The 17016-nt window shown below is 44.0% G+C and carries 20 protein-coding genes; 8 read left to right on the top strand and 12 right to left on the bottom strand.

The genetic code is table 11. The features are described 5' to 3' along the window. The first annotated feature begins 54 nt into the window (after nucleotides 1–54). Nucleotides 55–1740, top strand: coding sequence for an alpha,alpha-phosphotrehalase (gene treC / locus AB4329_RS07400; protein WP_372137943.1), 1686 nt, complete (start codon nucleotides 55–57; stop codon nucleotides 1738–1740). A 180-nt stretch (nucleotides 1741–1920) separates the two neighbouring features. On the opposite strand, the gene AB4329_RS07395 is transcribed toward treC, so the two are convergent. Beyond that, on the bottom strand, nucleotides 1921–2523 hold the full coding sequence (locus AB4329_RS07395; protein ID WP_017060757.1) for a YitT family protein: 603 nt from the start codon (nucleotides 2521–2523) through the stop codon (nucleotides 1921–1923). Nucleotides 2524–2870: 347 nt separating this feature from the next. On the opposite strand from AB4329_RS07395, the gene glyA reads away from it, so the two are divergent. After that, complete coding sequence (gene glyA / locus AB4329_RS07390; RefSeq protein WP_017066387.1) at nucleotides 2871–4121, top strand: serine hydroxymethyltransferase; 1251 nt, start codon at nucleotides 2871–2873, stop codon at nucleotides 4119–4121. 499 nt (nucleotides 4122–4620) lie between these two features. On the opposite strand, the gene AB4329_RS07385 is transcribed toward glyA, so the two are convergent. From AB4329_RS07385 to tsaA, 6 genes are all read right to left on the bottom strand, one after another. Next, nucleotides 4621–4947, bottom strand: coding sequence for a hypothetical protein (locus tag AB4329_RS07385; protein WP_017072003.1), 327 nt, complete (start codon nucleotides 4945–4947; stop codon nucleotides 4621–4623). 232 nt (nucleotides 4948–5179) lie between these two features. Then, nucleotides 5180–5371, bottom strand: a complete 192-nt coding sequence (locus tag AB4329_RS07380; RefSeq protein WP_004738555.1) for a DUF4250 domain-containing protein — start codon at nucleotides 5369–5371, stop codon at nucleotides 5180–5182. 1 nt (nucleotide 5372) lies between these two features. After that, nucleotides 5373–5576, bottom strand: coding sequence for a YaeP family protein (locus tag AB4329_RS07375; protein ID WP_008222923.1), 204 nt, complete (start codon nucleotides 5574–5576; stop codon nucleotides 5373–5375). A gap of 164 nt (nucleotides 5577–5740) precedes the next feature. Next, nucleotides 5741–6430 (bottom strand): tellurite resistance TerB family protein, encoded by a 690-nt coding sequence (locus tag AB4329_RS07370; protein WP_017063352.1) that lies wholly within the window; start codon nucleotides 6428–6430, stop codon nucleotides 5741–5743. Between the two features lie 190 nt (nucleotides 6431–6620). Then, the gene (locus AB4329_RS07365; RefSeq protein WP_010436451.1) at nucleotides 6621–8336 is read right to left on the bottom strand and encodes a proline--tRNA ligase; all 1716 of its coding nucleotides are present in this window, start codon (nucleotides 8334–8336) and stop codon (nucleotides 6621–6623) included. A 101-nt stretch (nucleotides 8337–8437) separates the two neighbouring features. Further along, on the bottom strand, nucleotides 8438–9133 hold the full coding sequence (gene tsaA, locus AB4329_RS07360) for a tRNA (N6-threonylcarbamoyladenosine(37)-N6)-methyltransferase TrmO (RefSeq protein WP_102428247.1): 696 nt from the start codon (nucleotides 9131–9133) through the stop codon (nucleotides 8438–8440). A 123-nt stretch (nucleotides 9134–9256) separates the two neighbouring features. Here tsaA and AB4329_RS07355 point away from each other — a divergent pair, with 123 nt between their 5' ends. The 3 genes from AB4329_RS07355 to AB4329_RS07345 all read left to right on the top strand — a co-directional run bounded on the left by AB4329_RS07355 (nucleotide 9257) and on the right by AB4329_RS07345 (nucleotide 11617). Continuing rightward, nucleotides 9257–9517, top strand: coding sequence for a type B 50S ribosomal protein L31 (locus AB4329_RS07355; RefSeq protein WP_136982694.1), 261 nt, complete (start codon nucleotides 9257–9259; stop codon nucleotides 9515–9517). Then, nucleotides 9517–9642 carry a type B 50S ribosomal protein L36 gene (gene ykgO, locus AB4329_RS07350; RefSeq protein WP_010436457.1) on the top strand — a complete coding sequence of 42 codons (126 nt, stop codon included), beginning with the start codon at nucleotides 9517–9519 and terminating at the stop codon, nucleotides 9640–9642. Before AB4329_RS07355 ends, ykgO begins: the two co-directional genes overlap by 1 nt. A gap of 388 nt (nucleotides 9643–10030) precedes the next feature. Next, nucleotides 10031–11617, top strand: a complete 1587-nt coding sequence (locus AB4329_RS07345; protein WP_010436458.1) for an AbgT family transporter — start codon at nucleotides 10031–10033, stop codon at nucleotides 11615–11617. A 112-nt stretch (nucleotides 11618–11729) separates the two neighbouring features. Here the strand turns inward: AB4329_RS07345 and AB4329_RS07340 are convergent, their stop codons facing one another. Together AB4329_RS07340 and AB4329_RS07335 are read right to left on the bottom strand one after the other, a co-directional pair. Next, the gene (locus AB4329_RS07340) at nucleotides 11730–12173 is read right to left on the bottom strand and encodes a YaiI/YqxD family protein (RefSeq protein ID WP_017063355.1); all 444 of its coding nucleotides are present in this window, start codon (nucleotides 12171–12173) and stop codon (nucleotides 11730–11732) included. 54 nt (nucleotides 12174–12227) lie between these two features. Next, nucleotides 12228–12515: a hypothetical protein gene (locus tag AB4329_RS07335; RefSeq protein ID WP_017069390.1), complete on the bottom strand. Its 288-nt coding sequence runs from the start codon at nucleotides 12513–12515 to the stop codon at nucleotides 12228–12230. Between the two features lie 768 nt (nucleotides 12516–13283). Here AB4329_RS07335 and AB4329_RS07330 point away from each other — a divergent pair. Then, nucleotides 13284–13802, top strand: coding sequence for a GNAT family N-acetyltransferase (locus tag AB4329_RS07330; RefSeq protein ID WP_017060749.1), 519 nt, complete (start codon nucleotides 13284–13286; stop codon nucleotides 13800–13802). On the opposite strand, the gene AB4329_RS07325 is transcribed toward AB4329_RS07330, so the two are convergent. Beyond that, entirely contained in the window at nucleotides 13768–14076 is a 309-nt protein-coding gene (locus tag AB4329_RS07325) for a DUF3301 domain-containing protein (RefSeq protein ID WP_017060748.1), read from the bottom strand. The genes AB4329_RS07330 and AB4329_RS07325 overlap by 35 nt on opposite strands. An 84-nt stretch (nucleotides 14077–14160) precedes the next feature. Further along, nucleotides 14161–15201 carry a DUF3549 family protein gene (locus AB4329_RS07320; RefSeq protein ID WP_017060747.1) on the bottom strand — a complete coding sequence of 347 codons (1041 nt, stop codon included), beginning with the start codon at nucleotides 15199–15201 and terminating at the stop codon, nucleotides 14161–14163. Between the two features lie 87 nt (nucleotides 15202–15288). On the opposite strand from AB4329_RS07320, the gene AB4329_RS07315 reads away from it, so the two are divergent. Both AB4329_RS07315 and truC read left to right on the top strand, forming a co-directional pair. After that, nucleotides 15289–15603, top strand: coding sequence for a YqcC family protein (locus AB4329_RS07315; RefSeq protein WP_017063358.1), 315 nt, complete (start codon nucleotides 15289–15291; stop codon nucleotides 15601–15603). Then, nucleotides 15603–16352, top strand: coding sequence for a tRNA pseudouridine(65) synthase TruC (truC, locus tag AB4329_RS07310; RefSeq protein WP_017060745.1), 750 nt, complete (start codon nucleotides 15603–15605; stop codon nucleotides 16350–16352). The genes AB4329_RS07315 and truC overlap by 1 nt, the downstream gene beginning before the upstream one ends. A gap of 153 nt (nucleotides 16353–16505) precedes the next feature. On the opposite strand, the gene AB4329_RS07305 is transcribed toward truC, so the two are convergent. Next, nucleotides 16506–16889: a DUF3461 family protein gene (locus AB4329_RS07305; protein WP_004734354.1), complete on the bottom strand. Its 384-nt coding sequence runs from the start codon at nucleotides 16887–16889 to the stop codon at nucleotides 16506–16508. Between the last annotated feature and the right edge of the window lie 127 nt (nucleotides 16890–17016).

The raw sequence follows: 17016 nt of genomic DNA, 5'->3' as shown, positions 1-17016 counted from the left end.
CATGATTCACATGGTGATTTTTATTTTATATTTTCTGGTAAGTGAGTGTTAGAGATGGCGATGACTGAGCATGATGAAAGTTGGTGGAAAACCGCAACCATCTATCAAATCTACCCAAAGAGCTTTTGTGACAGTGGCAGTAAAGGTACTGGCGACATCAAAGGGATCATTTCAAAACTGGATTATCTTAAACACTTGAGTGTGGATGCCATTTGGTTAACCCCAGTTTACGCATCCCCAATGATCGATAACGGCTACGATATTTCAGATTACTACGCGATTAACCCGCAATTCGGCACCATGGAAGATTTCGACCTATTGCTGGCTGAAGCGCACCAACGTGGTATTCGTATCGTGATGGATATCGTGGTAAACCACACCTCAACAGAACATGCGTGGTTTCAGTCAGCATTGGGTGATAAAAACAGCCCATACCGCGACTACTACATATGGAAAGATCCTGTAAACGGCCAAGCACCAACCAACTGGCAGTCTAAGTTCGGTGGTAATGCATGGGAAATGGATGAAGCGACGGGTCAGTATTTCCTACACCTATTCGCGAAAGAGCAAGCCGACCTTAACTGGGAGAACCCGGTTGTACGCGAAGAAGTGAAAGACGTTATCAGCTTTTGGGCAGAAAAGGGCGTTGATGGTTTCCGCTTGGATGTGATCAACCTGATTTCGAAGCAGCAAGACTTTCCTAATGATGATATCGGTGATGGCCGTCGTTTCTATACCGATGGTCCACGTGTACACGAATACCTGAAAGAGATCAGCGAAGCCGTATTTCAGAAGTACGGCAGCGTGACCGTAGGCGAGATGTCTTCAACCACGTTGGAACACTGCCAGCAATACTCAAACGTTGATAACAGTGAGCTATCGATGGTGTTTAACTTCCACCACCTTAAGGTCGATTACACCAATGGTGAGAAGTGGACCAATGCGCCGTTTGATTTCTTACAGCTCAAATCGATCTTTAACCACTGGCAAACGGGATTGAATGGCAAAGGGTGGGGCGCACTATTCTGGTGTAACCACGACCAACCGCGAGTCGTGAGCCGCTTAGGTGATGATCAGCAATATCGTGTTGAGTCGGCCAAGATGTTGGCTGCTTCTGTGCACATGATGCAAGGCACGCCTTATATCTATCAAGGTGAAGAGATTGGTATGACCAACCCTGGCTATACTGACATCAGCCAGTATCGTGATGTTGAGAGTACCAATATGTACGACATCATGGTTAACCGTGATGGTGTGGCTCATCAAGATATGATGGCGATTCTAGCGCAGAAATCTCGTGATAACTCTCGTACACCAATGCAATGGAATAGTGAGCCTTACGCCGGATTCTCACAAGCTCAGCCATGGCTTGATGTAGCGAATAATTACTCTGAGATTAACGCTGAGCAAGCACTGGAAGACAAAGACTCTGTTTTTTATTTCTATAAGAGCTTGATTGAGTTACGCAAACAAGTACCAGTGATTACGGATGGCAGCTATCAAGATCTATTGCCTGAGCACCCGTCGGTATTTGCGTACTCTCGTGAGAGTGAAGGACAAACTCTGCTGTGCATTAACAACTATTATGGTGAAGAGGCTGAATGCGTTTTACCTGAACGTTTTGAGATGGCAAAGGCTAAGAGCTTGTTGTCTAATTATCAAGTGAGCGAGAGTTTAGTGGCGTCTCATCATCAAGTTTTGCAACCTTACGAGACTCGTATTCTTTTGATCGAAGGTTAGCCTTGTTTTTATTTCAATCGGCTTGATTCTCTTCCCCTTAAAGGATTCGGCTGTTAAAAGGCTTTGGAGTGCTCCCCAAAGCCTTTTTTGTTTTAGTGATGGCTGGAATATCGTGCCTCGAGTCTACTTGCTAGAAGTTTGAGCATCGAGTGCCAGCAACGACAGAGCAGGTAATGAACTTTAAGACGCGTAATTCACCGAGTAGCGAGTTGGTTTGTGGTTCATTGCCAATACGATGTTCAATACTGCGGTGCCTAATACAGATACGGCAATCACCCAAGGTGACACGAAGAAGAACGATGCAAACAGAATACACGCATCAATACCCATTTGTGTTTTGCCTACCGAGATACCGTAGCGGTCTTGGATAAACAAGCACAGTACGTTGAAGCCACCCAGACTTGAGCGGTGACGGAATAGGATTAGCATACCTAAGCCCATTAGTAAGCCGCCGGCAACAGCACAATAGATCTCGTTATGAACTTCTAGCGAGATAACTAAGTATAAATGATCGGCAAACACAGATACTAAAGCACCAGAAATCGCACTGCTAATAGCAAAGCTACGGCCGAATCGTTTCCATGCTAATAAATAGAATGGACAATTGGCAACAAAGTACAAAATACCAAAGGTTACAGGCAAGAATTGACTCAAAAGCAGAGCCAAGCCAGTAGTGCCCCCGGTAAGCAGGTTCGCTGACTGTAAAAAGAAGACGCCTAACGCCACTAAAAACGTGCCAGTGAGAATCGCTACCCAATCTTCTTTACGTGAGTGTTTTTCCATCGTTTTTATAATTACCTAACCAATAAAGGCGTGCATAGTAGAGAAAAACCTTAGCTTTCGGTAGCTTGAGGGGCAAAATTAAGGTAAACCTATGTAATCTGCGTTTTACAGGGTGTAAAGCGTAAAATTGACAGTAAGCGCCATCTTTGGTTGGATAAGCCAAATAACCATGATGAATCTTATTTGTGATTATGAAAAAACTGCATGATAAAATTGCAATTAGCTCTTTATGACCTAGATCAAATTATGTAGAATGCGTCACATCAAAACGGTGACGGAAACGTTTGCTTTCGGTCGTTGTGTGGTTTTTTTGAAACTTTCAGTACAATCTGAGTCAGGAGATACAGATGCTTAAGCGTGACATGAACATTGCTGATTACGATGCGGATCTATTCGCAGCTATCCAAGAAGAAACTCTTCGTCAGGAAGAGCATATCGAACTTATCGCTTCAGAAAACTACACAAGCCCACGTGTAATGGAAGCTCAAGGTTCTCAGCTAACAAACAAATACGCTGAAGGCTACCCAGGCAAGCGTTACTACGGTGGTTGTGAGTACGTAGACAAAGTTGAAACTCTAGCAATTGAACGTGCATGTGAACTATTTGGTGCAGAGTACGCAAACGTACAGCCTCACTCAGGTTCTCAAGCAAATAACGCTGTATACATGGCACTACTAAATGCAGGCGATACGGTTCTAGGTATGAGCCTAGCACACGGTGGTCACCTAACTCACGGTTCTCCAGTAAACTTCTCTGGTAAGCTTTACAACATCATCCCTTACGGTATCGATGAAGCGGGTCAAATCGATTACGAAGAGATGGAAAAGCTGGCTATCGAGAACAAGCCTAAGATGATCATCGGTGGTTTCTCTGCTTACTCTCAAATCTGTGATTGGAAGCGCATGCGTGAAATCGCTGACAAAGTAGGTGCTTACCTGTTCGTAGATATGGCTCACGTAGCAGGTCTAATCGCTGCAGGCGTTTACCCGAACCCAGTGCCACACGCTCACGTAGTAACTACAACGACGCACAAAACGCTTGCGGGTCCTCGTGGTGGTCTAATCCTTTCTAACGAAGGTGAAGATCTTTACAAGAAGCTGAACTCAGCAGTATTCCCAGGCGGCCAAGGTGGTCCTCTAATGCACGTTATCGCTGGTAAAGCAGTAGCGTTCAAAGAAGCTCTAGAGCCAGAGTTCAAAGAATACCAAGCACGCGTTGTTGCTAACGCAAAAGCAATGGTTGCTGAATTCCTAGCTCGTGGTTACAACATCGTGTCAGGTTCTACAGAGAACCACCTGTTCCTAGTTGACCTAATCAACAAAGACATCACAGGTAAAGAAGCAGATGCAGCACTAGGTGCAGCAAACATCACTGTAAACAAGAACTCAGTACCAAACGACCCACGTAGCCCATTCGTTACTTCAGGTATCCGTATCGGTTCTCCTTCTATCACTCGTCGCGGTTTCTCAGAAGCAGACGCGAAAGAGCTAGCAGGTTGGATCTGTGACATCCTAGATAACATGGGTGATGAGTCTGTTATCGAAGCGACTAAAGCAAAAGTACTAGAGATCTGTAAGCGTCTACCGGTTTACGCTTAATTTTTCTGGCTCAAATAGCTTAATTTCTGTGTCAAAGGTGCTCATTTACATTCGTAAACTCCGCGCCTTTTCCTTGAACTAAAGCTATTTGATTGAAAAATACGATTTGAAAGGCTCCTGTTGGGAGCTTTTTTTGTTTTTTTGGGTATTACGTTGTCGAGCATGCTCACTTACATTCGTAAGCTCCGCGTGCTCTCCTAGAATTTCAAACAACTACTTTGAAAAATATTGATACTAGAGGCTCCTTAATAGGGGCCTTTTTTGTACTTGGAAGTTTTAAAATTGTTGTCGAGCATGCTCACTTACACCCGTAATCTCTGCGTGCTCTCTTAGAATTTCAAACAACTACTTTGAAAAGCAATGATACTAGAGGCTTCTTTAAAGGAGCTATTTTTTGTATCTGGTGGCTGGTGGATTTGGGATTAAGAGTAAAGAAAAGCGGGTATTAAAAAGGGTTAATGCTTTCACATTAACCCTTTGGTATTTGGTAGTGTCGATTCTACTTTTTGATGCTAAGTAGGGTGCCTGACTTACACTTGAAAGAGTAGTAGTGGCGGCTTTCACTGAACTTACCTAGGCCTTCGCCATCACAGTAGTCGATGTTGATGTCACGCATCACTTCTAATGTGTCTTCGCTGTTCAAAGCGAATTTAGAGCCATCAGAACAGACGATACGAACTCGTTCATCATGGCTTACAGAGTAAATATCGACTTCAGTATTACACAGCTCAAAAGAGGCTTCGCGAAAGTTGTCTTGCTGAGTATTTGAAGCGCAACCTGCGGTGAGTGCGGCTGCGATAACGGCTAAAAGTCCGAGTCTTTTCATTGTTAATCCTTCACTATCATCAAGTTGGGTGATGAGTTTTATATGCTAGTTTGGGTAGCCTATACAACAATACGCTTTGGTTCAAGGCGCGTTCGTTGACTCTAAGATATAAAAGTATAGGTGCATACAGATAATTTATAATGGGTTTGCTGCGTGTTTCCTTATTACGTATCACCAACAAAAAAAGACCAACACAGAGGTTGGTCTTTAAATAGGAAGATTTTTTAAACGACTATCGAAACTGTTTAGCTTCTGGAAGATACTCAAAACCAGCAGACGCGAGCTTAGCGATTAAGGCTGCTTTGTCGATTTCGTAGAAGTTGACCACTCGATCTAAATCACCGCCGAAGTCGTCACGAAGCTTCATGTTGACGATGCTCATCAACATCACTGGATCCATTTTTTCAAAGTTAGCGAGGTTCATATTAGTCCTCGAAATCTGAAATCAGTAAGTTAGCAGCGGCAAAGGCTGCACGTTCACGAGCTTCTTTAGGAAGAGATTCATCTGCAGCAAGGTCATTCAATGTTTTTACCGCGCAGGTGATCGCTTTAGGGATATAGCCTTGGTCGCCACTGCCAATTTGAGAATACAGTTCACGCACCAAATCACAACAATCGTATACTTTCATTTTTATACCTAACCAAATGATAACTGATCTCAATATACACATAGAGATAAGCAAAAACAAAGTGGATCTGATTAAGTTCAGAGTTAGTTTGTCCTTGCTCAATATCTCACTTGGTTAGCTCGCTGCTTAGGCCGTTCTTTACGGCTTCGTTTGGTACTTGCCGATTAGCCAGAGACTTGTTGTTCAAGTTGATAGGTGACTTCATCAGCAAGATTGAGCTGTTTCGCGAGCTCTTTCAGGTACGCCTTTTCCATGAAATTCTGTTCGTCGGCCACAATCAAAGAGGCTAAGTAGATCTCACTCGCCTGTTGAGGTGACGTTGCCAGTTGAGCGATTTCGCTTGGGTCGAGTGGCTTATGCAGTTCTTCAGAGACCAATTTAGTCAGTTGATAATCAGCGCCCATATTCTCGACGGCTTGCTCTATCTTAGCCATCTCTTCTTCATCAACATGGCCATCAGCTTTAGACGCGGCAATCATCGATCGTAGAATCAGCACGCTGTGGTTTGCATCATTTTCATCAAACTGAGCCTGTTCGGCGTTAGGTGTCTGGCCTTGTTTGGACTGGTAGTCGTTGTAGACTTTATAAGCCAAAGCGCCCAGTGCTGCTGCGCCGCCAATCCCAGCCGCTTTCTTACCCATTTTCTTAGTCTTCTTAGAGCCCATTAACGCACCTAACAGTCCTCCGCCAACTGCGCCTGCACCGAAGGCTCCGAGTGTACTTTTACTGCTACTCTTGCTATTGCTGCCTTGAGAAAGGCCACTTAAACTTGAAGACCCTTGTGAAAGTTGCTGAGTACCTTGTTTTACGAGATCTGATTTAAGTGCTTGGTTCAGTAAGCTTTTGATATCCATCGATACCTCCAATGGTGAGCATGTCCAAAAAGTTGATGACACCAATATACGGATTTAAAGATGAACAGGGGATTAACTTACGTTATTTACTCTACTGATAAATAGAAGGGAGTTTGAAGCGAAATGACAGGCACAAAAAAGGCCACCTAACGGCAGCCTTTCAATGTTTATCTAGTCAGTAATCGGATTACTAAGCTAGTTGAGCCTTAAGGTGCTCGATAACCGTGTCCATTGCGATAGCTTCTTTATCACCAGTACGACGGTTTTTGTATTCGAAGTTACCTTCGTCCATGCTGCGATCGCCGATAACGATAGTGTGAGGGATACCCACAAGCTCGATATCTTTAAACATAACACCAGGGCGCTCTTTACGGTCATCGAATAAAACTTCGATACCCATAGCTGTTAATTCAGCGTATAGCTTCTCAGCTGCTTCTTTAACGCGCTCAGATTTGTGCATGTTCATTGGTACGATAGCAACTTGGAACGGCGCTAGTGCGTCTGGCCAAGTGATACCGAATTTATCGTGGTTTTGCTCGATAGCAGATGCAACAACACGTGAAACACCGATACCGTAACAACCCATTTCTAGGATTACGCTCTTACCATCAGGGCCAAGCACGTTACAGTTCATTGCTTTAGAGTAAGTATTACCTAGTTGGAAGATGTGACCAACTTCAATACCACGCTTAAGCTGGATAGTACCTTGACCACATGGGCTTAGGTCGCCTTCAACAACGTTACGTAGGTCTTCAACTTGAGCCAGCTCAACGTCACGACCCCAGTTGATGCCGAAGTAGTGCTTACCATCTACGTTTGCACCAGCGCCAAAGTCGCTCATTACAGCAACAGAGCGGTCAACGATGAATGGTAGCTCTAGGCCAACAGGTCCAAGTGAACCAGGACCTGCACCAACAAGTGCGCGGATTTCTTCTTCAGAAGCCATCTCTAGCGGAGAAGCAACCTGTGGAAGGTTTTCTGCTTTCACTTCGTTAAGCTCGTGGTCACCACGGATGATTAGAGCAATAATATCTGCTTCTACTTCATCAGATGCTTTAACGAATAGAGTCTTAACTGTCTTCTCGATTGCTAGACCGTGCTGCTCTACAAGTTCTGCGATTGTTTTTGCGTTTGGCGTATCAACCAATTCCATCTCTTGAGTAGGCGCTGCAACTTCTTCAGTAGGAGCTAGTGCTTCTGCTTTCTCGATGTTCGCTGCGTAATCAGATTCAGAAGAGAATGCGATTAGGTCTTCGCCGCTTTCAGCAAGAACGTGGAACTCTTGAGAGCCGCTGCCGCCGATTGCGCCAGAGTCTGCTAATACCGGGCGGTATTCAAGGCCCATGCGGTCGAATGCTTTACAGTAAGCATCGTGCATCGCTTGGTAAGACTTTTCTAAGCCTTCTTTGTCGATATCAAAGCTGTACGCATCCATCATAGAGAATTCACGTGCACGCATTACGCCAAAACGAGGGCGGCGCTCATCACGGAATTTAGTCTGGATTTGGTACAGATTTAGAGGTAGCTGTTTGTAAGAGCTGATCTCGTTACGTACTAGACTCGTTACCACTTCTTCAGCTGTTGGGCTAAGAACAAATGGACGAGAGTGACGGTCTGTGAAACGAAGTAGCTCAGGCCCCATCTTTTCAGAACGGCCAGTCTCTTCCCAAAGCTCAAACGGTTGAACTACGGGCATCAAGATTTCAACGGCACCTGCATTATCGATCTCTTGGCGAACGATATTTTCGACTTTACGCAGTACACGTAGACCAGTAGGTAGCCAAGTATATAAACCTGAAGCTAGCTTACGGATCATACCTGCACGTAGCATCAGCTGGTGGCTGATAACTTCTGCGTCGTTTGGAGTCTCTTTCAGAGTAGAAAGAAGGTAGTTACTGGTACGCATTCTATGGTATCCGTTTCATCATTGATAAAAGAAAACTTGCTGTCGTTCGTAACCACAGCAAATCTGATATAGCCGCATATAATATCAGCCTATTTGGGATCTCAAAAGCGTTCAATGTCAGTTACATTGATGAAAAGCGTTTCAACCACGAATTTCACGTTAAGATTGAACAAATTTACCGCATATTCCTTGTTGTCAGGCTTGCCTTTTTTATAGGCAGGTCGCGGATCTTGGCCTAATACTTCTTTGATCACCTGAATGATATGGCGCGCTTGTGGATGGCTTGCGAGCTTACTTTGCGCTTGCTGCGAAAAGTTAACGTCGAGCACTTCTGGTTCATCGGCGGCAAACCCTCCCAATGCATCCGGAATCGAATCTGAATAGGGGATATAAGGCTTGATGTCGATGATCGGTGTACCGTCTACTAAGTCGACGCTGCCGAGATCCAACCAAGTCTGTCCTTTCTCTTGAGACACACCTTTTAGTTCAACCGCAGACATGCCAATTCCATTTGGTCTGAATGTGGCACGTGACGCGAATACACCAATACGTTCATTCCCGCCAAGGCGAGGTGGCCTCACAGTTGGTTTCCAGCCTGCTTCAAGGTTCTTGTCGAACAGAAATAGTAACCAAACATGGCTAAATTGCTCTATATCACGAACAGACTCAAGGCAGTTTGCTGCATCAACCAATCTGACTCTTGAGGTGGATGTGGGTACCAACCTGGGCTGCCTTGGCACAGCGAACTTCTCTTTATAAGGAGACTCAATAAAGCCAACAGGTTTAATGGTGTACATAGCAAGGTGTTCTCTGGTTTCAGTTAAGACGGAAAAATATCATAAAATCGCTTGTTTTTCTTTTGATAATAATTATCATTTGATATGTTATAACGTATCAATTTAATTATTTAGGGAAATACAATGAAACCGAATATCCATCCAGATTACCGTCCCGTGGTTTTTCATGACACCAGTGTCGATGAGTACTTCTTAATCGGCTCAACGCTAAAAACAGACCGTACTATCGAATGGGAAGTCGGCAATACTTGCCCTTACTTCACGATTGAGGTGTCGCCAAAGTCGCATCCTTTCTATACGGGCAAACAACGAGTGCTACATAAAGAGGGACGCGTTGCGAACTTCACTCGTCGTTTTGGTCAATTAGGTAAGGGAGCTAAATAATGAAAGTTGTTAAATCACTTAAAAGTGCGAAAAGCCGTCACCCTGATTGCCAGATAGTTAAGCGTAGAGGGCGTCACTATGTGATCTGTAAATCCAATCCAAGATTTAAAGCGGTTCAAAAATAACCGTCAATATGATGTGACATGTGTGTAAAAACGAGGGGAAAGTCAAACTTCATTCATTTGTCTGTTTTTCTTTTCCTTCGAGAGGAACTTAACCGGATATCGAGTGTGTATTTAACGTACGATGTATTTTATTTTCAAGTGAATCAATGGGTTATATTGTGAGTTATATTTCTAGTGAATGCGTTGTTGTAAATTATAAATCTAGTTTTTGTGTTTAATATAGATTTATTTGCTAATTAATTGTTCAAATAGAGTTAAAAGTCGTCGTTTGTTACACACTTTGTAACATTTTGAATTTCTAATTGATATTTTTGTCGCGTACCCTTCGCTGGCAATTTGAACATCTTTGTCACAATTGCACAGGAATAACTACACAAGGAGGGAACAGATGAGTTCATCTGCTTCAATAAAAAACAACGCACCAAAAAAACCTATTTTCACACGCTTTTTAGACAGCGTTGAATATTTGGGGAACCTTTTACCCCACCCAATCACTCTTTTTGCTATCTTCTGTGTCGCAATCCTAGTTTCTTCAGGTATTGCTGGTTACTTTGAAGTGTCTGTCATGGACCCTCGCCCTGAAGGTGCTAGTGGTCGTGCTGCTGATGGTATGATCCACGTTGTAAGCTTACTTAATGCTGAAGGCTTACAACTCATCGTAACGAATCTAGTTTCGAACTTTGTTGGCTTTGCGCCACTTGGTACTGTACTTGTTGCAATGCTAGGTGTTGCGATTGCTGAGCACTCAGGTCTATTATCTGCGGCAATGCGCGGCATGGTAATGGGCGCATCTCAGCGCATGGTTACTGTAACCGTGGTATTTGCCGGTATTATCTCTAACACGGCTTCAGAGCTGGGTTACGTAGTACTTATCCCTCTTGCAGCAATGCTTTTCCACTCATTGGGTCGTCACCCATTAGCAGGTCTAGCGGCAGCATTTGCTGGTGTATCTGGTGGTTATTCTGCAAATCTACTTATCGGTACGGTTGATCCACTGCTTTCTGGTATCACAGAAACAGCAGCACAAATGCTTGATCCATCTTACTCTGTTGGCCCTGAATCAAACTGGTACTTCATGTTTATTTCGACCTTCTTTATCTCGATTGCCGGCGCATTGGTAACAGAGAAGATTGTTGAACCTAAACTGGGTAAATACAATGTCGAAGACGCGTCTGAAGATCTTTCAAATGACTCAATGGGTAAGCTTACTGCTATTGAGAAGAAAGGCCTTAGATTGGCGGGTGTCGCTGTATTAATCGTGAGTGCGCTTTTAGCTTGGACTGTTGTTCCTGCTGACGGTGTTCTACGTTCAGAGGCGGGCACGATTTCAGGCTCTCCATTCCTGAAAAGTATCGTCGCGTTTATCTTTGTATTCTTTGCTATTCCTGGTTTTGTTTACGGCAAAATTACCGGTTCAATGAAGAATGACCGTGATGTGATTAATGCAATGGCAACGTCGATGTCTTCAATGGGCATGTACATCGTTCTTGTATTCTTTGCTGCACAGTTTGTTGCTTTCTTTAAGTGGACGAACTTTGGTCAAGTGGTTGCTGTAGGCGGCGCAACATTCCTTCAGGATATCGGCCTAACGGGTCCAATGTTGTTCTTCGCATTCATCCTAATGTGTGGTTTCATTAACCTGATGATCGGTTCAGCTTCTGCACAGTGGGCAGTAACAGCGCCAATCTTCGTTCCAATGCTAATGCTAGTAGGCTACGCACCTGAAACGATTCAAGCGGCTTACCGTATCGGTGATTCAACAACCAACATCATTACACCAATGATGAGCTACTTCGGTCTTATCCTTGCCGTAGCAACTCGCTACATGAAGAACCTAGGTATCGGTACACTGATCGCGACAATGTTGCCTTACTCAATGGTATTCATGTTTGGTTGGAGCATCTTGTTCTACCTATGGGTATTCGTATTCGGTCTACCAGTAGGTCCAGGCGCTGCAACGTACTACACGCCTTAGTTGTAGAGTAGGGGAAACCTTCTTCTAATTGATATTAAAAAAACCTGCATTGTTTGCAGGTTTTTTGATTTTTTATGGAGAGATAGAACTAGGCTAAGCTCGGATGAGCCAGCTAGCGTTTGGCTAGAATTCTATCTAAGTGGTTGGCAAACTCACGACGGTCGGTTTGAGAAAGGGCACTTGGTCCACCCGTTTGGATGCCACTTGAGCGCATGGTATCCATAAAGTCACGAATGTTCAGACGCGCTTTAATGGTCTCTTTGGTGTAAAGCTCACCACGAGAGCTGAGTGCTTGCCCACCTTTAGTGATCACTTCGTCAGCCAGAGGGATATCGGATGTAATCACAAGATCGCCGGGTTCAGTGCGCTTTACGATTTCATCATCAGCAATATCAAACCCGCTTGGCACTTGAATTGAGTGAATGTTATTGCGTTTAGGAACGGGAACCAGATGGTTTGCCACAAAGGTACATTCAACCCCTGTGCGCTCAGCTGCGCGTACGATTGTTTCTCGGATAACCTTTGGACAAGCGTCCGCATCAACCCATATCTTCATAGTGTTCTATTTCTCTGTTAGCTTATTTATCGGTCAACTTATTGCTCAGTTGCCTTATTGATCAGTTAGTTTAGCTTCAAGCATGGCAACGCGAGCAGTGAGTTCAAGGATTTGCTTTTCCAGTTGGCTAACACGATCAAGTGCTGGCTCTTCTTGTGTCGCGACTTCAACTTTAGGAACACGATTTGCGCTTTTCCAGCTCTTGATGGTCGTGATTAAAGCGGGCATCGGAACGGATGTGCTCATACGAGCCTTAACTAAAGCAACTGTCGGCTCTTTCCCTTGCGCTTGCAGTCCTTCAAGCACTGATTTCAACTCTTCAGAAACATCTTTTGTCAGCATGTTGATCTCCATTTTTAGTCTTTAGTCATTTTACTCGCTCTGGTGAATGATAGCGAATCATAAAACCGCCCATGGCTTGTGAGAGATCTCTTACAAAGGTTGTGAGATAACACGAATACATCGCTAGAGAGATTGATGTGCACATGGTTAAGGTGTTGAATTTTAATTGTTTTATATAATTAACAACTTTCTTGAATTCAAAATGTGATGCAAATCTATTGTCCGAAATCCTAAATCGCGTAAATTAAACCTTGTCGGAAGGATTCTGACACGGAACAGGAAAGCACCAAGGATTTGGTTATCTTCAGGATGAAGATTTGGTTACTTAGGATTGAGTGATCAAGCATGGAGCGTAAGGACATTGTAGGGATACAGTCAGTTAACAGGAAGTTAGCTGCAACGGAATGACAATGGACACCTTTAGGATTAAAGGGTTGGATTAGCATCAGGACGATGTAAAGGACACCGCTCACGGAACAAGTGATGTGCGCTAACTAGGATTGTTAGCTTTCAGGATGATTGGACACCGCTAGGACGGCGAAGTAAAGGAAAGAGCTGAAGGATTACAGCCACTATTATGGATGATGCATGGAGCATTAATTAGTAGCCGGACTGCTGCGAGTAAGACCCTAGCCCTGACACTTCGGTGTCGGGGCTTTTCTTTTCCTAAGGCTTTTTCTCTATCTAGGGGCTCTCTTTAATTCAGGAGCTTTTATCTAAGCACGCGACATCTGCTTTTCTGCTAATGGTCAACACAAGGAGTGTTTTATGACGATAGCAACCTCAAGAACGCTGTTGGTACCTTATACCGAGCAGTTAGAACATGACTTTATCAAGTTGAATTGCTGCCCCATCAATCGTGCTGAAATGAACGGGCCGCATTCTATTGCCTCTGCAAAACACCTATTTCAAGAAATACTGAACGACAACGTTGGTTTTTGCCGAGCCATTATCCACAACCAAACCCGCGAATACCTCGGGCATTTGTTTGTTTCGTCTGAAGAAGGGAAGCATGAACTGGGATTTATTCTGGACAAGGAGTTTTGGAATCAAGGCCTTGCTAGTGAAGTGCTAAAACCTTTCTTTAGTTTGGTTTGTTTTGAAGAACACCTAACGAATGTTGTCGCGACCGTTAATGTTGGTCATAACCCATCAATTAAGTTACTTGAAAAGTTAGGCTTTGCATTTAAAGAGACCAAACAAGATCAGTTTGGCCCTTATCATGAATATAGTTATACCGCGTATTGCGACGTTACATTCTATGAGGCTGTAGCTCAAACCGCATAGAACGGAAGCCCACCATGGTCAGTTTCCCTTGGTACAGGTCATCACCTAACGCTGAAAACTCAAATTGATACACGGTGTGCCAGCGCCAAATGGTGGTGAGCTCATGGCGCATCTTAAGTTTATGACCACTAAAGGCAACACTTAATAGCTGTAAGTCGAGCTCTTTACATTTTCTCGCAATGGCAGCTTTCGCAAGCTCGGACTGCCTGCGCTGTTGCCAAAACAGAAAGCAAAAGAAGCACAGCATCAAAATAGCCAATAAGTTATCTATCATTTAATCCATACTTCCTTTTATCTCTCTATTCCGTTCGTGATTTGAGCTTTTTGTTATGAGCTACTGAGCTGTTCTGTCTGGTATCTATTGCGACTTAGCCGCTTGTTGTAATTCTACAAGTGCATTGGCGAGTTCTGGTGATGGGTTCGAGTTCAATAATGGTAAAAATACCATTCTCAGTGTCGGAATCATCACTAAATCTGCAAATAACTGATTGAACAAGTTTTGGTTGCCCGTTTGTGCGAGACGCAGCAAGAACTGCTCAGCAATCGCAGGATCTTGCAGTGCGTGCCAGCTGCGACCAGCCAAACCAATCAATACTTCTTGGTGGCTTAAGCGCGGGCTAGCCAGAACTTGGTTAATTACGGCGTTGGTTGTGCTTTGCTCTGCGCCAGAAAGGGCACGTACCAGTGCTGACAGTAAGAACAGATCTGGCTCTTGACTGTTAATCTCATTCTCTGCCATTTCTTGTAAGCGTTGAGCGAGCTTGTCATTGATTTGCGTATGCTCAAGCGCCCCGAGAGTCGCGTATAGAGGTTCTGAAGGCAGCTTATTCAATGCTTTGCGAATCGCGACACCATTTTGTTGGCTGCCTAAACGAGCACACATATCAGTGATGCCTTGTAGGCCAACGGTTTTCCAGTTGTCCCAGCCTAGATCGCCTGTGAAGTAGTGTTGAGCGTGTTCGTAGTATTGGCTCGTTGCAAGGTCTAAACCTGCTCTTACTTGGCTATGGAACACGGCCATTTTGTCTTCTGAAGGCTTGAAGGTATATGGGTTGTTTGACAGCTTTTGTTGTTGCTCTTCGCTGATCTCACCGTTCAAACGTGTGCCCATCGCTTCGATAACAAACTTAAGGAAATTGCCGACATCACCTTGATGTAATAGGCCTCTTTCGTCCAGTTTGAATTTTAGGAACCAGATCCAAGGTTGCTTGTGTTCGTTCCAGTAACTAATCGCTAAGTGAGCTTGTTTCTGAAGTGGAAATGGGTACGGCTGTTTCCCTTGCTCAACATCAGAGAATAAGGTGTTGTCGATCTTCTGAATACGGCGACCTAGGTCGTAGATATCGTACTGGCAACCGCTATTCTTTAGTAACTGAGTGAGCGTGTGAATCGTTTCCATAGTAATAAAGCTCCTAACTTTCTTTCCTAAATAGATGGTACTCTATGCCCCAATTTCAAGGTCACTAGATAAATAACTTGGTGAAAAATGACAGCAGCCACAAAGTTACCTCTTTTACTTCAACAACTAGAAGAACAAATGCGCCAATGTTCGCTATGGAGCACGCTTCCGCCTTCGGATGAAGCTCTGGCGAGCGTTGAACCTTTCGGGATTGATTCGTTACAACCGGAAGAGTGGTTGCAGTGGATCTTTATCGTTAAGATCAACGCAATGATGGATGCCCAAATGAGCCTACCGAAAGGCTTTGCTATCCATCCTTATTTTGGTGAAGTGTGGAAAAATGAGGCAGACAAAGTCGAACTGCTAGTGACAATTCAGAGCATTGATGAGGTATGTGCGTAATGTTAGAGATCATTTATCAAGATGAGTACTTTGTCGCGGTGAATAAGCCCGCTGGCATGCTAGTGCATCGTTCATGGTTGGATAAACACGAAACGCAATTTGTTATGCAGACATTGCGCGATCAAATTGGTCAGCATGTATTTCCATTACACCGCTTAGACAGACCGACATCGGGTGTGTTGGTGTTTGCGTTGTCGAGTGAGGTTGCTTCACAGGTGATGCCAATGTTCGCTAATCATGAGATGCAAAAAACCTATCATGCGATTGTCCGTGGTTGGATAGAAGAGGGCGATACGCTCGATTATGCACTTAAGGTTGAGCTGGATAAGATCGCAGATAAGTTCGCGAAAGAAGACAAAGAAGCGCAAGAGGCAGTGACAGTCTATGAACCGCTAGCAAAAGTAGAAGTGCCATATTCAACAGGACGCTTTCCTACGAGCCGCTACTGCTTGGTTGAGATGATGCCAAAGACAGGTCGCAAACATCAGCTGCGTCGTCACATGGCTCATCTAAGACATCCGATTGTCGGTGATACTTCACATGGTGATGGTAAGCACAATCGACTGTTCCGTGATGATTTAGATTCGCATCGTTTGTTGTTGCACGCTTCTGAGCTTCGCTTTATCCATCCTTTCACAAAAGAAGAGTTGGTGATGAAGGCCAACCTTGATGAAACTTGGCTAAGGTTGTTTGAAACCTTTGAGTGGGATACTAACTTAATCGATGCTCAAACTTGCTTGTCTAAGTAAGTCTCGCGTGTTTAGGCAATCTCCAGTCTAAGTGAATAGAGAAAATAGAATAAAAAACAAAGGGCTGATAGTGATATCAGCCCTTTTTGTATCTGTATAACCTTAACGGCATAACTAATGTTGGTTAGTTAACAGTAATAGTTAGTCGCGGGATCATTTTAGCTTTTCTAGATCAGCTTCGATCTCAGCGATCTTGCTTGATACCACTTTCTCTAGATGGCGTAAGTCGGTAAGGATCTTCTGCTTCACATCCACCTCAGCCGTTGGCGTCGGTTTGGTGATTTTGTTGAGTTCATCAATCACAAGAGTGAGGTTGCGGTTAATCTCTGTCACTTCTTTGTATTGATTATTGCCACCGCTAACAAGCACACTTTTTACTTGTCGTGGGTACTTAAATTTAACGCTTTTCGCGAACAGTTCCCCTTTCTGCTTACGAAAGTAAATCTTCAGGATATCTTTGTGCGCTTCTTGGCGAAGGGAGTAACGTTCAATCTGTTTAGGTTCGTGGATACCTAAGCCAGTGAGGTTTGGATACATAAGCGACCTCTAGGTTATGAATGTAATACTTTTATGTAATTGACTTGATCAATGTAGCAGCCTAACGACGAGCTAGATAGTTGATATCTGTGAATTGATTGTAAGTTGTGGGCAAGATCGCTCTCTA

Origin of the sequence: Vibrio sp. 10N.261.54.A5 (assembly GCF_041471145.1) — a bacterium.
In the GTDB taxonomy this organism is placed as follows: Bacteria; Pseudomonadota; Gammaproteobacteria; order Enterobacterales; family Vibrionaceae; genus Vibrio; species Vibrio crassostreae_C.
This window is presented reverse-complemented; position numbering and strand designations above follow the sequence as displayed.

Bases quoted from the DNA above. Each gene is read 5' to 3' on its own strand.
- treC (WP_372137943.1), top strand. From the start codon at position 55: ATGGCGATGACTGAGCATGATGAAAGTTGGTGGAAAACCGCAACCATC.
- AB4329_RS07395 (WP_017060757.1), bottom strand. From the start codon at position 2,523: ATGGAAAAACACTCACGTAAAGAAGATTGGGTAGCGATTCTCACTGGC.
- glyA (WP_017066387.1), top strand. From the start codon at position 2,871: ATGCTTAAGCGTGACATGAACATTGCTGATTACGATGCGGATCTATTC.
- AB4329_RS07385 (WP_017072003.1), bottom strand. From the start codon at position 4,947: ATGAAAAGACTCGGACTTTTAGCCGTTATCGCAGCCGCACTCACCGCA.
- AB4329_RS07380 (WP_004738555.1), bottom strand. From the start codon at position 5,371: ATGAACCTCGCTAACTTTGAAAAAATGGATCCAGTGATGTTGATGAGC.
- AB4329_RS07375 (WP_008222923.1), bottom strand. From the start codon at position 5,576: ATGAAAGTATACGATTGTTGTGATTTGGTGCGTGAACTGTATTCTCAA.
- AB4329_RS07370 (WP_017063352.1), bottom strand. From the start codon at position 6,430: ATGGATATCAAAAGCTTACTGAACCAAGCACTTAAATCAGATCTCGTA.
- AB4329_RS07365 (WP_010436451.1), bottom strand. From the start codon at position 8,336: ATGCGTACCAGTAACTACCTTCTTTCTACTCTGAAAGAGACTCCAAAC.
- tsaA (WP_102428247.1), bottom strand. From the start codon at position 9,133: ATGTACACCATTAAACCTGTTGGCTTTATTGAGTCTCCTTATAAAGAG.
- AB4329_RS07355 (WP_136982694.1), top strand. From the start codon at position 9,257: ATGAAACCGAATATCCATCCAGATTACCGTCCCGTGGTTTTTCATGAC.
- ykgO (WP_010436457.1), top strand. From the start codon at position 9,517: ATGAAAGTTGTTAAATCACTTAAAAGTGCGAAAAGCCGTCACCCTGAT.
- AB4329_RS07345 (WP_010436458.1), top strand. From the start codon at position 10,031: ATGAGTTCATCTGCTTCAATAAAAAACAACGCACCAAAAAAACCTATT.
- AB4329_RS07340 (WP_017063355.1), bottom strand. From the start codon at position 12,173: ATGAAGATATGGGTTGATGCGGACGCTTGTCCAAAGGTTATCCGAGAA.
- AB4329_RS07335 (WP_017069390.1), bottom strand. From the start codon at position 12,515: ATGCTGACAAAAGATGTTTCTGAAGAGTTGAAATCAGTGCTTGAAGGA.
- AB4329_RS07330 (WP_017060749.1), top strand. From the start codon at position 13,284: ATGACGATAGCAACCTCAAGAACGCTGTTGGTACCTTATACCGAGCAG.
- AB4329_RS07325 (WP_017060748.1), bottom strand. From the start codon at position 14,076: ATGATAGATAACTTATTGGCTATTTTGATGCTGTGCTTCTTTTGCTTT.
- AB4329_RS07320 (WP_017060747.1), bottom strand. From the start codon at position 15,201: ATGGAAACGATTCACACGCTCACTCAGTTACTAAAGAATAGCGGTTGC.
- AB4329_RS07315 (WP_017063358.1), top strand. From the start codon at position 15,289: ATGACAGCAGCCACAAAGTTACCTCTTTTACTTCAACAACTAGAAGAA.
- truC (WP_017060745.1), top strand. From the start codon at position 15,603: ATGTTAGAGATCATTTATCAAGATGAGTACTTTGTCGCGGTGAATAAG.
- AB4329_RS07305 (WP_004734354.1), bottom strand. From the start codon at position 16,889: ATGTATCCAAACCTCACTGGCTTAGGTATCCACGAACCTAAACAGATT.